The sequence below is a fragment of the Neisseria sp. MVDL19-042950 genome (assembly GCF_030504625.1).
Taxonomy (GTDB): Bacteria; Pseudomonadota; Gammaproteobacteria; order Burkholderiales; family Neisseriaceae; genus Neisseria.
The window spans coordinates 32,635-44,397 of record NZ_JAUKWH010000013.1 but is presented as its reverse complement, the minus strand read 5'-3'; the positions used below and the strand labels follow the sequence as shown (position 1 = coordinate 44,397).

At 49.3% G+C, this 11,763-nt stretch carries 12 protein-coding genes and 2 pseudogenes; 5 read left to right on the top strand and 9 right to left on the bottom strand.

The window, feature by feature from the left end; all coding sequences use genetic code 11:
- Positions 1–45: 45 nt before the first annotated feature.
- Both Q0X97_RS10335 and Q0X97_RS10330 read left to right on the top strand, forming a co-directional pair.
- Positions 46–465: pseudogene (locus Q0X97_RS10335) on the top strand (outer membrane protein assembly factor BamE); the annotation flags it as partial.
- An 84-nt stretch (positions 466–549) separates the two neighbouring features.
- Positions 550–879: pseudogene (locus tag Q0X97_RS10330) on the top strand (OmpA family protein); the annotation flags it as partial.
- Positions 880–1,086: 207 nt separating this feature from the next.
- On the opposite strand, the gene Q0X97_RS10325 reads toward Q0X97_RS10330, so the two are convergent.
- The 3 genes from Q0X97_RS10325 to Q0X97_RS10315 all read right to left on the bottom strand — a co-directional run bounded on the left by Q0X97_RS10325 (position 1,087) and on the right by Q0X97_RS10315 (position 4,508).
- Positions 1,087–1,920: a M48 family metallopeptidase gene (locus Q0X97_RS10325; RefSeq protein ID WP_302067373.1), complete on the bottom strand. Its 834-nt coding sequence runs from the start codon at positions 1,918–1,920 to the stop codon at positions 1,087–1,089.
- Between the two features lie 132 nt (positions 1,921–2,052).
- Positions 2,053–2,763: an SIMPL domain-containing protein gene (locus Q0X97_RS10320; RefSeq protein ID WP_302067372.1), complete on the bottom strand. Its 711-nt coding sequence runs from the start codon at positions 2,761–2,763 to the stop codon at positions 2,053–2,055.
- Positions 2,764–2,984: 221 nt separating this feature from the next.
- Positions 2,985–4,508: a fumarate hydratase gene (locus tag Q0X97_RS10315; protein WP_302067371.1), complete on the bottom strand. Its 1,524-nt coding sequence runs from the start codon at positions 4,506–4,508 to the stop codon at positions 2,985–2,987.
- Between the two features lie 860 nt (positions 4,509–5,368).
- Between Q0X97_RS10315 and Q0X97_RS10310 the strand changes: the two genes are divergently transcribed.
- Positions 5,369–5,785: a hypothetical protein gene (locus Q0X97_RS10310; protein ID WP_302067370.1), complete on the top strand. Its 417-nt coding sequence runs from the start codon at positions 5,369–5,371 to the stop codon at positions 5,783–5,785.
- Positions 5,786–5,888: 103 nt separating this feature from the next.
- On the opposite strand, the gene Q0X97_RS10305 is transcribed toward Q0X97_RS10310, so the two are convergent.
- The 3 genes from Q0X97_RS10305 to Q0X97_RS10295 all read right to left on the bottom strand — a co-directional run bounded on the left by Q0X97_RS10305 (position 5,889) and on the right by Q0X97_RS10295 (position 7,403).
- Positions 5,889–6,353, bottom strand: a complete 465-nt coding sequence (locus Q0X97_RS10305; RefSeq protein WP_302067729.1) for a hypothetical protein — start codon at positions 6,351–6,353, stop codon at positions 5,889–5,891.
- A 52-nt stretch (positions 6,354–6,405) separates the two neighbouring features.
- The gene (locus tag Q0X97_RS10300; protein WP_302067368.1) at positions 6,406–6,852 is read right to left on the bottom strand and encodes a pilin; all 447 of its coding nucleotides are present in this window, start codon (positions 6,850–6,852) and stop codon (positions 6,406–6,408) included.
- Between the two features lie 95 nt (positions 6,853–6,947).
- Complete coding sequence (locus Q0X97_RS10295) at positions 6,948–7,403, bottom strand: pilin (RefSeq protein WP_302067367.1); 456 nt, start codon at positions 7,401–7,403, stop codon at positions 6,948–6,950.
- Positions 7,404–8,039: 636 nt separating this feature from the next.
- Between Q0X97_RS10295 and Q0X97_RS10290 the strand changes: the two genes are divergently transcribed.
- A complete protein-coding gene (locus Q0X97_RS10290) occupies positions 8,040–8,249 on the top strand; it encodes a hypothetical protein (RefSeq protein WP_302067366.1) in 210 nt (69 codons plus the stop codon).
- Positions 8,250–8,253: 4 nt separating this feature from the next.
- On the opposite strand, the gene Q0X97_RS10285 is transcribed toward Q0X97_RS10290, so the two are convergent.
- The 3 genes from Q0X97_RS10285 to Q0X97_RS10275 form a co-directional block, all read right to left on the bottom strand.
- Positions 8,254–8,742 carry a disulfide bond formation protein B gene (locus Q0X97_RS10285; protein WP_302067365.1) on the bottom strand — a complete coding sequence of 163 codons (489 nt, stop codon included), beginning with the start codon at positions 8,740–8,742 and terminating at the stop codon, positions 8,254–8,256.
- A 78-nt stretch (positions 8,743–8,820) separates the two neighbouring features.
- Positions 8,821–9,702 (bottom strand): prephenate dehydrogenase, encoded by an 882-nt coding sequence (locus Q0X97_RS10280; RefSeq protein ID WP_302067364.1) that lies wholly within the window; start codon positions 9,700–9,702, stop codon positions 8,821–8,823.
- Positions 9,703–9,865: 163 nt separating this feature from the next.
- Entirely contained in the window at positions 9,866–10,642 is a 777-nt protein-coding gene (locus Q0X97_RS10275; protein ID WP_302067363.1) for a DsbC family protein, read from the bottom strand.
- Positions 10,643–10,865: 223 nt separating this feature from the next.
- Between Q0X97_RS10275 and Q0X97_RS10270 the strand changes: the two genes are divergently transcribed.
- Positions 10,866–11,660, top strand: a complete 795-nt coding sequence (locus tag Q0X97_RS10270) for a 3'-5' exonuclease (protein WP_302067362.1) — start codon at positions 10,866–10,868, stop codon at positions 11,658–11,660.
- Positions 11,661–11,763 lie beyond the last annotated feature (103 nt).

The window sequence follows — 11,763 nt, the reverse complement described above, 5'->3', positions numbered from 1 at the left end:
CGGCCTCTTGAAACAAAAGGCCGTCTGAAACAACAAGGAAAAAACATGAAAGCAAAACAAATCATCCAAGCAGGTACAAGCCTGATGTTGTTGGCGGTATTGTCGGCCTGTGCCACCAAAAGCGCAGTCAAACGCGACGGCACCACCGATAACCCCGTATTTCCCGATGTGAAGCGCATTTCTCCTTCTTTCGACCATAAAAAAGGCACTTTCCCCACGGTTGACGAATTGGCTCAGGTTAAAGCAGGGATGACCAAAGACCAGTTTTACAAACTCTTGGGCCGCCCGCATTTCAACGAAGGTATGTTTAATGTGCGCGAATGGGATTATGTGTTTCATTTCCATACGCCCGGCCAAGGCACGGATAATGTAACGACTTGCCAATTCAAAATCATTTACGACAGCAAAAAAATCGCCCGCAGTTTCCATTGGAAAGCAGTTGATCCGGTAGATGCGGTTTGTCCGGTTAACGGGAAGGCCGATGCGTCTACGCAGCAAGTTTCATGGAATGCGGAAGCCTTATTTGCGTTTGATAAAAGCGGCGAGTCAGATATTCATGCCGAGGGAAAAACCAAGCTGGACGAGTTTGCCGCTAAAGTGAAACGCTTTGATAAAATCAAGGCCGTACGTATCACCGGCCACACCGACCGCTTGGGCAGTCGGGATTACAACCGTGCTTTGTCGGAGCGCCGCGCGGAAACCGTGCGCCGGTATCTGGTTTCACGCGGCGTGTCGGCCGGAGTGATGAGTGCGCAAGGTTTGGGAGATAGCATGCCGGTAAAACAATGCGGTAACGATCTTCCGCATCGGGCATTAGTCGACTGCCTGCAACCCAACCGTCGCGTGAATATCGAAGTCGACGGTTCGGGAACGCTGTAAACAAGCAATCGCTGATGATGGGAAGAGGCCGTCTGAAATGTTTCAGACGGCCTCTTAATCAAGAATGCGTCGTTTTTTTATACCGCAGCAGCTTCATATCTCCTGCCAAGCCTTTTGAAGCACGCGGAGCATGATGCACAAGCGGAAGGCCGTCTGAAAACAACTTTTCAGACGGCCTTATTTCTTCTTCCGGTTAAAAACTAAATCTTAACGGCTGCGCTTGGGTATGTTTTGGCCGCGTTTGTTCCGCTCGTAAATCGGCATCACTTCGGGCAGCATATCGCGAATCGCTTGGATACGCGCATTGTTGGTCGGATGCGAGGACGTAATGGCGTTCCAAGTATTGTTGTTGTCGCTGATACGGTTCATTTTTTCCCATACGGTAATCGCTGCCTGCGGGTTGTAGCCGGCTTGGGCCATCAGGCGCACGCCGCCGGCATCCGCTTCGCGCTCTTGGCTGCGGGAAAACGGCATGTTGACACCGTATTGGCTGAGAATATTGGAAGAGAGGCCGACAACATCGCTGCTTACGCCTGCTTTGCCGCTGATTAACGAACCGCCGATGTCGGCTGCCAAACCGGTTAACACTTGTTGGCCGATGGCTTTTTTGCTGTGTTCGAGCAGGGCGTGGGTCATTTCGTGGCCGACGACGGCGGCGATTTCGTCGTCAGACAATTTCAAACGGTCGACCATGCCGGTGTACATGGCCATTTTGCCGCCCGGCATGGCCCATGCGTTCAATTCGTCGGATTTAATCACACTCATCTCCCAACGGAACGGCACGCCGGTTTGGTTGGCTTGCTCGGCATAGGGTTTCAAACGGTTGAACACGGTTTGAATGCGGCGCGAAGTGTGCGAAGTGGTGTCCAAAATACGTTTGCTCTTGGCTTGCTGCATCACTTGGGTGTAGCTTTTGGCAGCACTTTCGTTCAGAGTGGCCGAATCGTAGCCGACCATATCGGCAACGGAAGTGCAACCTGATAAGGCTAATGCGGCGGAAACCATCAAGGCGGGCAGACGGGAAACGGTCGGTAATTTCATCGAAATAAACTCCAAATTTAAAAATTAGGAAGTTACGTTATTAATTATAACGCAATTTTAGAAAATTCTATACATATGGAATAAACAGTACTTGTTTCAGACGGCATAAGTACCGCAGGCCGTCTGAAAAAACTACATTTGGATGGAACCGCGCACCGTGATGCTGATTTCTTCCATACCGGGGCTTGTGGTTTCGGGCAGCGCGGCAGCGTCTTCGGCCATGGCGGACTTGGCAGACCGCATCATCATCGGTTCGGTTTCCTCCGCGGAGCGGTTGCCGATCTGCCCCAAATCAATGCGGACGATTTTATAATGGTTGAAGCCCATTATTTTAGTCAGCGTGGAGGCACGGTCTTTAAAGCGGAGCAGGGCGGCTTTGCTGACTCGGTCTACCGCATCTTCACGTTTTTCTTTCGATACGCTGAATCTGATGTCGTCGAGGTTGGCTTCGTTTTGTGCCGAAGCGATTAAATTATTGAGCGCATCGAAGTTTTTACCTGTTACTTTAATAAGCGCTTCCTCTTCCCAGCCGGACTGCACCCGCTTGTTATTGGTATATTCGTAACGAGGAAACGCCTTGCGGAAAAGCAATTCGGTTTTAAAATCGCTGCCGGTTGCCGTTTTGCGGTTCAGATTGTTGAATTTTTTCATAAATGCCGTATTAACGGCGTTTCGGTTGCGGCCTTCTTCATGCACGCGCAAAAACACGCTCATGGTATCGCGCGGTATCTCGAGCGAAGCACTTTCGGCAAATTCGACGATATTGTAATTCAGAGGTTCCGCAACGGCGGCGGGCGGGGCAGTGGAGGCAACGGCAGCCAATATCAGGGCAGGTTTCAACATAATTCAAACCTTATTGGAAAATAATAAATAAACAATAATTTAGCACAAGCCCGCAATGCTGTTTGATAAGATATGTGAAGATGCGGCCGAAAACTGAATCACCGTAGTACGGATTCGCCGCCTTGTGGTGGAGATTGAATTTCTTATAGTAATAAAAGGCCGTCTGAAAGCGAAGCTCATGAAGTTCGCTTTCAGACGGCCTCGTTCAAGCAAAAGCGGCTTTATGCTTCAACCGGAATAATGCCGATTTTCGCCTGCCATTGCTTCGGCGCGATGGCGTGCACGGATTGGCCGCTGCTGTCCACCGCCACAGTTACGGGCATGTCTTTCACTTCAAACTCGTAAATCGCTTCCATACCCAAGTCTTCAAAGGCCACCACTTTGGCTTCTTTAATGGCTTTGGCTACCAAGTAGGCCGAACCGCCTACCGCCATCAGGTAAACCGCTTTGTTGTCGGCGATGGCTTCGCAGGCGGCGGCACCGCGTTCGGATTTACCGATCATGCCGAGTAAGCCGGTTTGCTCCAGCATTTGGCGGGTGAATTTATCCATGCGGGTAGCGGTGGTGGGGCCGGCGGGGCCGACTACTTCGTCGCGCACGGGGTCAACCGGGCCGACGTAGTAAATCAGTTTGTCGGTAAAGTCCACCGGCAGTTTCTCGCCTTTGTTGAGCATATCGACCATGCGTTTGTGGGCGGCATCGCGGCCGGTGTAGATTTTGCCGTTGAGCAGCAGCACATCGCCCATTTTCCAAGTGGCAACTTCTTCTTTGGTGAGCTTGTTTACGTCCACGCGCTTGCCGTTGTCGGGGCTGTATGTGATGTCCGGCCAGTCTTCCAATGAAGGCGGGTCGAGTTTCACGGGGCCGGAGCCGTCCAACTCAAACTCAACGTGGCGGGTGGCGGCGCAGTTCGGAATCATGGCCACGGGTTTGGACGCGGCGTGGGTGGGGTAATCCAAAATTTTTACGTCGAGAACGGTAGTCAGGCCGCCCAAACCTTGTGCGCCGATGCCCAACGCGTTCACTTTTTCAAACAACTCCAAACGCAGGGCTTCGGTGGTGGAGAGTTCCGCGCCCGAAGCGGCTTTTTCCTGCAATTCGTGAATATCAACGTGGCTCATCAGCGATTCTTTCGCCAATAAAGCCGCTTTTTCGGGCGTGCCACCGATGCCGATGCCCAAGATGCCGGGCGGACACCAACCTGCGCCCATGGTGGGGATGGTTTTCAGCACCCAATCGACAATCGAATCGGAAGGGTTGAGCATGGCGAGTTTGGATTTGTTTTCCGAACCGCCGCCTTTGGCCGCGCAGGTTACTTCCACTTTATCGCCCGCGACGATTTCCATGTGGATCACCGCCGGCGTGTTGTCTTTGGTGTTTTGGCGTTTGCCGGCAGGATCGGCCAAAACCGAGGCGCGCAGAGTGTTGTCGGGGTGGGTGTAGGCGCGGCGCACGCCTTCGTTGACCATTTCCTGCACGCTCATTTGTGCGTCCCATTGCACGTTCATGCCCACTTTTAAAAACACGGTGGCAATGCCGGTATCTTGGCAGATGGGGCGGCGGCCTTCTGCGCACATGCGGCTGTTGACCAGAATCTGCGTCATTGCGTCTTTAGCGGCAGGGTTTTCCTCTTTTTGCCATGCTTTATATAAGGCTTGGATGTAATCGACGGGGTGGTAGTAGCTGATGAATTGGAAAGCATCGGCAATACTTTGGATAAAGTCTTCTTGTTTGATAACGGTCATGGCGTGTTCCTTTGAAGGGTTGGTTTTTTCAGCCGCTTTTCAGACGGCCTTTTGCTTTTATATATATAGTATATAGCCGAGCGGCTCGAATTATAGGTATAACATGTCAATCAGCAGGCAGACTAAATTCTGCTTAATTTTCCCTAAGGAGCAGGAGTAGGATGCCCGTTTATCCGAGCTTGGCAGAGGCATTGCCTGTTTCCTTGGTTTTATAAGAAATTGAGCGATCAGCCGAAGATTGGCTTCCGAAATCCGGTCGCTTGGCTGTAAATATAATGAGGAATGATACGTTAATTCGGGTTAATTGCCTAATATAAAAAGCGTTTGTTTTCAGGTGGCCTTAAAAGGGCTGTATACCGGTACAGATGTCGTATAATACATATTCTGTTATCACGTTGGATATCCCCCTCAGATGGGGATATAATATTTCAAAATCACAAAGGATATTGTTAATATAGAAATAATCGAACAATAACAAGCAAAATGACCACTAACAAAGTACAGTAATCTGTTGCCAAAAATCAGCAACTCAGAAGAAAAGCATTTATCGGGTTTCTTCATGCAAAATGAGCCGCCGTTTAAGGTATAAAATTAGCCGAGAGGCATCGATTACCAACAGTTACATAAAAATTTATCGATATATAATATTGTTTATAACCGCATGAAATATAAAGAATTTCATTGTTTAGATGTAAAGCTCTATGAAATAAAATGGCTGGAATTGTTACTTTAGTGGTTGAAAATAAAGGAATTTGTATTAAAATTTAGCCTAATATGCTTATCCCGCATAGCAATCTACTTCTGAAGATAGCGAAAACCGGATATGTTATACCTTTACTTCTGAAACAGGAATCTGAATTATGAATGATTTAATGATGCCGAAAACAGATACTGAAAATGTTATTACCCATTCACTGGAGGAATTGTTGGCAAGCCAGCAAAGATATATTGATTTGAAATACAAAGAGCTTCAACTTGAAAGCCGTAAAATCGAATCTGAAGAAAGAATCGCATTGGCCGAAATTGAAGCTGAAAATCAAAAACGGCTTAACGAAGCGATGATGTTTGCCCGCGCCACGAAAATACGGTTTATCCTGATCGGTATCGTAGTTACATCTTGCTTGATCGTGTTACTCACTTCGGTATTAACCGAACACATGGATTTTGCCATCGAGTTCAGTAAAATCGGCGGCGGTATTTTGCTCGGCTACATTGCAGGGAGCAATAAAGGGTACATGGACGATGCAGACCGACGCGGTCCGTGCGGTAAGTTGTAAAAAGACGAATCGCGCCTAGAGAGTGTCTTCTGATGACATGAACAACGAAGGCCGTCTGAAATAACGTTTCAGACGGCCCTCATAGGCTTGGCAGAAAGATTGGTTAGAAACCGTCTACGGGAATGTAAGCCACTGCTTTATTACCATCGTCTATTACCATAATCCAATCTAAAGTTTTTTCAGACGTAAGAGGCAGGTAATATAAATTTGCCCTGTCTTTTGCCAGCTCTCCCAGATGCCGATTGATAATTCGGGCACGATCCGGATATTTAGCCATCAAAGAAGCCAAAGGAATCTTGGCTTTAGTGATGCTGTCTTCCACATCTTCGCGCGGTAGCCACCAGTCTGGCCGAGCGGAGGAAGGAATGCCTGCGAAGGCAAGATTCATGCTGTCGAAAAATTCTTTTTCGTTGGCAGGTTTTCGTGTACCCACCTGATAAGTGCCGAATAAAGGCAGTTTTTGGAAAGCTTTTGGTGCCTTTGCCAAACGCTCGGGTTCTATTTGTACAGCAGTTGCCACATAGAAACGGTCTTTATCGAAAGCTAAAGCCGCTGGATGAGTCTGCATCAATAAAATAAAGTATCAATAGATAAGCTTTATATCGTTATATGTTATTACCTTAGCGACATGGGGATGGCAGATAATTTTTGGGGATGGAATTTTTAGAGGAAGAATCACATTCCCATTGAATGATATTTTCTGCTACTCCTGAAGGATTGACTGTAGGTATCAAAGTTAATGTTTTGTTACGGATAGTGATGTTTGCTTCGTCATTCATCGTTATGGTGATGGTACCTGAAGAATTGACTTGTGCAGATTTGATATAACGTCCATATTGGCTGTTGGTTCCATTATAGCTGGCAATTGGTACCCAACCTTGTCCAAAATAAGATGTACTAACATCCATTTTGATAGAGCTGGCAAATACAAGAGCCTCTGTTATTTGCGCCCTTGCTTTATAGTTATTGTACTGGGGATAAGCAATAACGGCCAAAATACCAACGATAGCAATAACAATCATGAGTTCGATTAAAGTAAATCCTTTCCGAGTGTCAAGTTTATTCATATTTGATATTGCCTTTGCTAATGTTGAATCGAATTAATTAAAAAGCGTACCCTGAAATTGGGTACGCTTATATATGCTATGCTTGATTAGCTATCTTATGAGCGGCAAGCTGCAGGAATATATTTGGCCTCAAGTGGACCGCCACCAGTACCATCACCTTTTGTGGTTGAGCATGACCAAGATACTGAACCATTATTGGTTGCAGGAGTTAATATTACAGAAGCCCCTTGAATACCAGCTGCCAAGCCTGTTGAGTTTAATTTTGCTGTAATTACACCGTTTGCTACCGTAACGGAAGTTACATATTTGCCTTTAATGTCTGCGGCAGGAGCAATACCTGCTTTTGTATTATCACTGGGTAATTCACCTTTATCTGCATAGTATTCAGTAACAGCTGTTTTTTGGCCATCAGCTAAGGTCAGTGCTTCAGATACTTGGGCGCGGGCGGTATAGTCTTGGTAAGCAGGCAATGCGATTGATGCCAAAATACCGATAATCGCTACAACGATCATCAACTCGATTAGGGTAAAACCTTTTTGAATAGCTTTCATGTTTAAAACTCCAGTTAAAAATTTAATTTAAAAAGTGAATAAATTTGGTTTTTGATAAAACCTATTGTTATGTAACCGTTATAAAACCGTAATGTGCTTGGCACGTTTTTTTTGTTATACGGGGCGCGCTCTTTGGGGGCACGCCCCGGGTACTGCTTTTTACAACCAAAAGAAGAAGGAATATACAGCTTATCCGTTTTGGGCTTCGCCGCTGCTCTGTTTCGGCTTGGCTTGCTGCGGATGTTTTGTATAAAGCAACGGGCGTGCCAATTTGGTAAAGATTTGTTAGGAAATTTAATAAGTGTATAATTTTAAAAAATTATAGTTTTAAGATTTATCTATGACAAAAGATTTTAAGAATGCCGTTTGTATTTTGGTGCCGTTTTTTGATGCCGTTTTTTGTCACATTGTTGCCGTTATGCGGAAGCCGGAGGTTACTTTTTTGTCATGTAACAATTTTTGTCAGAGTGTGCCGGCATGCGTGATGTGGTAACGGGCTTTTGAGGGAAGGGATATGGTTTTTGATTTATATAGTTATAGTTAATAATAGTGAAAATAATATATGAGATATTCTGGTTTGGCTTGAGTACGTCCGAACCTCACTGAAAGCGCAAGATAATCGGGTTAAGCCTGGGCATGACAAACCGTAATAAGGTGAATTTATATGCCGTAGCTGCATTTTGCAGGTTATGGTCGGCGGAAGAGGGTAATCGGGGAATGCCGATATTGCGCGATGGCAAAGGCGGGTGGAACGATATGGAATCTTGCTCGCTTTATACCGGCTTGGTTTTCGGGCCGGTTTTGTTTTTTCAGACGGCCTCAAGCAAACCGCTTGAGGCCGTCTGAAAATTCAGGGGCGGGTTTTTGCCCATGCGAACCATACGGTCAGCAATACGAAGCCGAAATACAGTACGCTCCAGATCGGCAGGGGTGCGCCTAAGAAATAATCCGGAACGGCGCAGTCGCCGAAGCCGCGGATAACGGGTTCGTATAAGTCGAACAGCGGCCAATCCCGCAGGCGGAATGTCCAGGGTGCGCCGCATGAGGGGGCGGTGCCGGGCGGCAGGCTTTGGAGGTACAGTTGGTAAACCGCCACGCCTGCGCCGTAAACGGCGGGGATGCTTACCAGCAATGCGCTGACGGTGCGGCCGGTTTTGCCGGTTTGCCGGCCGAATGCGGCAAGCAGGGCGGCTATGCCTGCGGCCAGCACTGCCAACCGCTGCAAGATGCACAGCACGCAGGGGTTCAGTCCTAAGCCGTATTGGGAATAAAACGAGCCGATGGTGGTTAGCACTGATAAAAATACGATGCCCCACAGGGTTTTGCGGAAAAGGTTCATGATGAGAGGTTCCGTAATCGGTTGCGGTAAAGAACGGGATGTTGCTCCGTCCGATTGTTTTCAGACGGCCTCTGCTTTTTATTGCGAGGCCTGCCAGTTGTCGCGGGCTTGTTTGGCTTCGGCAAAATAACGGTAAAGTGCGGCGGCATCGCCTTCTTCCAGCAGTTTGTGCAGGCCGGCAAGCTGGCGTTGCTGGCCTTCGAGCAAATCCAGCAGACTGTTTTTATTGGCCATGCAGATATCGGTCCAAATGGCGGGGTGGCTGGAAGCAATGCGGGTAAAGTCGCGGAAGCCCGAGGCGGCGAAGTTGAAATAGGTTGCGCCGTCGGCATGGTCGGCAATCTGGTGTACGTAGGCGTATGCGAGCATATGCGGCAGGTGCGACACGGCGGCGAAGATGGCATCGTGTTCGGCTGCCGGCATCCGGTAGGTTTGTGCACCCACCGCCTGCCATAATGATTCTACTTGCTCGAGGCCGTCTGAATGTTCTTGCCCATGCGGGCAGACAATCAGTTTTTTGTCTTGAAACAGCCCGAATTGTGCGGCCAGTGCGCCGCTGCGGTCGGAACCGGCAATCGGGTGCGCGGCAATGCAGCGGGGCAGGTGGTTCGGCAGGTGTTTTCGGAATGCGGCAATGGCGGATTGCTTGGTGCTGCCGGCATCGGTAACGAGTGTTCGGCTATTCAGCACGGGGGCGAGGGCGGTGCATACGGCGGGTAGGGTGGCTACGGGTGTGGCGATCACGACTAAATCCGCTCCGCCGATACTTTCCGCACCAATGCCGGTGAATGCTTCGTCGATGACTTTCCGCTCCAGCGCGCGCTCGAGGTTTTCGCTGTTGATGTCGATGCCCGCCACTTTTTCCACCAACCCTTTGCGCTTTAAATCGAGCACAAACGAACCGCCTATCAGGCCGACACCGATAAGGGTGATTTGTTTGAGCGGGGTAGCGGGGTTCATGGAGAAGCGGCAACGGGGTGGATAATAGGGGAGAGTTTACCCGAATGCAGTGCGGCTTAACAGGTGTTGGGTGTAAGGGAATATTAAAGGCCGTCTGAAATGTTTTAGCGAAGCTCATATGGTTCGCTTTCAGACGGCCTTTCGTTAAAGCGGCGGAAATGCTTTATTGGTTTTTCTCAATCGCTTCCTGCAAGTGCGGCATCGGGCTGTAACCGCTTTGGGTGCGGCCGTTCGGGAAGACGATGGCGGGGGTGCCGTTGAAGCCGAGTTGTTCGCCCAAAGAAGTGGTTTCTGCAACGGGGTTTTCGCAGTCGGCAACTTTAGGCGGCATTTTGCCTTCGCGCATCCATGCCGTCCATGCGGCGGCGCGGTTGGGCGAGCACCAAATCTGCTGTGCTTTGCGGGCGGCATCGGGGTGCAGGCTGGCAATCGGCATCATGAAGTTGTAGATGGTGATGTTGTTCATCTTGGCAAATTCACGTTCGAGGCGTTTGCAGAAGGGGCAGTCGGGGTCGGAAAACACGGCGACTTTCAATTTGCCGTTGCCGCGCACTTCTTTAATGGCTTTGTCGAACGGCAGGCCGGAGAAATCGACCTTGCTCAACTCCAAGTTGCGCTCTTCGGTGAGGCTTTTGCGGGTGTCGATGTCGATTAAATCGCCCACCAGCATGTGGGTGGCTTTTTCGTTGACATACACGACTTGGTTGCCGTTTACCACCACTTCATACAAACCAGTAACCGGCGTGGTGCGTACGCTTTGCACTTTCAGGCTTTGACCGGCGTAGGTTTTTTCCAATTTGGTAGTAATCGCGCCGTTAATGTCGGAAGAGGCGGCAGGCGCGTCGGAAGCCTTGCCGTGGTTGCTTACCGGTGTTTGACCGCAAGCCAGCAAGGGCAGCAGTGCCAACGGCAGTAAAGTGTGGGTTAAATATTTTTTCATAAATAAACAGGGTTCCGTAAAGTAAGATTGAGCAACTGCTTCAAAACTAAAGAAGCGATTGTAGCAAACAAAAAGGCCGTCTGAAAAATCTCCCGCCTTTCGAAGGCAATGCCCGTTAGATTTAACCAACGCAACGGCAAGAGAGCATGATGCGGTTTTCCGCTATACTTGGCGCATACCCGACTTCATGCCACAATGCCGCAACCATCACGGAGCATCCGCCATGACCCCGATTTTAGCGTTTGACATAGAAACCGTGCCCGATGTAAACGGTATCCGCCTGCTGTACGACCTGCCTTCGAGCGTTGCCGAAGCCGATGTGGTTATGTTTGCCCAACAAAAACGCCGCGCCCAAACCGGCAATGATTTCATGCAGCACCATCTGCATCAGGTGGTGGCGATTTCCTGCTGCATGCGTTGGGGGCAAGATAAAATCCACGTCGGCACCATCGGCGAAATGAACGACAGCGAAGAAACCATGATTGCCAAGTTCTTCGACCTTATCGAAACGCACACGCCGCAACTGGTGAGCTGGAACGGCGGCGGCTTCGATCTGCCCGTGCTGCACTACCGCGCCCTTATCCACGGTATTCCCGCCGCCCGTTATTGGGATACCGGCGAAGGCGATTTCGGCGACAGCCGCGACTTCAAATGGAACAACTATATCAGCCGCTACCACAACCGCCATTGCGATTTGATGGACTTGCTCGCCCTCTACCAGCCGCGCGCCAGCGTGCCGCTCGACGATATGGCCAAACTTTGCGGCTTCCCGGGCAAACTCGGCATGGACGGCAGTAAAGTGTGGGATGCCTATCATGCCGGCAATCTGAAAGATATCCGCGATTATTGCGAAACCGATGCCGCCAACACTTATCTGATGTATCTGCGTTTCCGCATGATGAGCGGCGCATTGGATGCCGACGAATACGAAATGGAAATCAAGCGCGTGAAAAGCTATCTGAAAACTTTGGGCGAAGAAAAACCGCATTGGGCGGAATTTTGTGCGGAGTGGAAATAGCATGCGGCCATGCCGTTCAAAGTACGAAAGCATAAAGGTGGTGGCGTGCCACCGGTGCGGATGTACAAGCGTCATTTAAAACAGGCCGTCTGAAAAGATTTCA

Bases quoted from the DNA above. Each gene is read 5' to 3' on its own strand.
- Q0X97_RS10305 (WP_302067729.1), bottom strand. From the start codon at position 6,353: ATGCAGACTCATCCAGCGGCTTTAGCTTTCGATAAAGACCGTTTCTAT.
- Q0X97_RS10275 (WP_302067363.1), bottom strand. From the start codon at position 10,642: ATGAAAAAATATTTAACCCACACTTTACTGCCGTTGGCACTGCTGCCC.
- Q0X97_RS10295 (WP_302067367.1), bottom strand. From the start codon at position 7,403: ATGAAAGCTATTCAAAAAGGTTTTACCCTAATCGAGTTGATGATCGTT.
- Q0X97_RS10325 (WP_302067373.1), bottom strand. From the start codon at position 1,920: ATGAAATTACCGACCGTTTCCCGTCTGCCCGCCTTGATGGTTTCCGCC.
- Q0X97_RS10285 (WP_302067365.1), bottom strand. From the start codon at position 8,742: ATGAACCTTTTCCGCAAAACCCTGTGGGGCATCGTATTTTTATCAGTG.
- Q0X97_RS10310 (WP_302067370.1), top strand. From the start codon at position 5,369: ATGAATGATTTAATGATGCCGAAAACAGATACTGAAAATGTTATTACC.
- Q0X97_RS10315 (WP_302067371.1), bottom strand. From the start codon at position 4,508: ATGACCGTTATCAAACAAGAAGACTTTATCCAAAGTATTGCCGATGCT.
- Q0X97_RS10270 (WP_302067362.1), top strand. From the start codon at position 10,866: ATGACCCCGATTTTAGCGTTTGACATAGAAACCGTGCCCGATGTAAAC.
- Q0X97_RS10290 (WP_302067366.1), top strand. From the start codon at position 8,040: ATGACAAACCGTAATAAGGTGAATTTATATGCCGTAGCTGCATTTTGC.
- Q0X97_RS10320 (WP_302067372.1), bottom strand. From the start codon at position 2,763: ATGTTGAAACCTGCCCTGATATTGGCTGCCGTTGCCTCCACTGCCCCG.
- Q0X97_RS10280 (WP_302067364.1), bottom strand. From the start codon at position 9,702: ATGAACCCCGCTACCCCGCTCAAACAAATCACCCTTATCGGTGTCGGC.
- Q0X97_RS10300 (WP_302067368.1), bottom strand. From the start codon at position 6,852: ATGAATAAACTTGACACTCGGAAAGGATTTACTTTAATCGAACTCATG.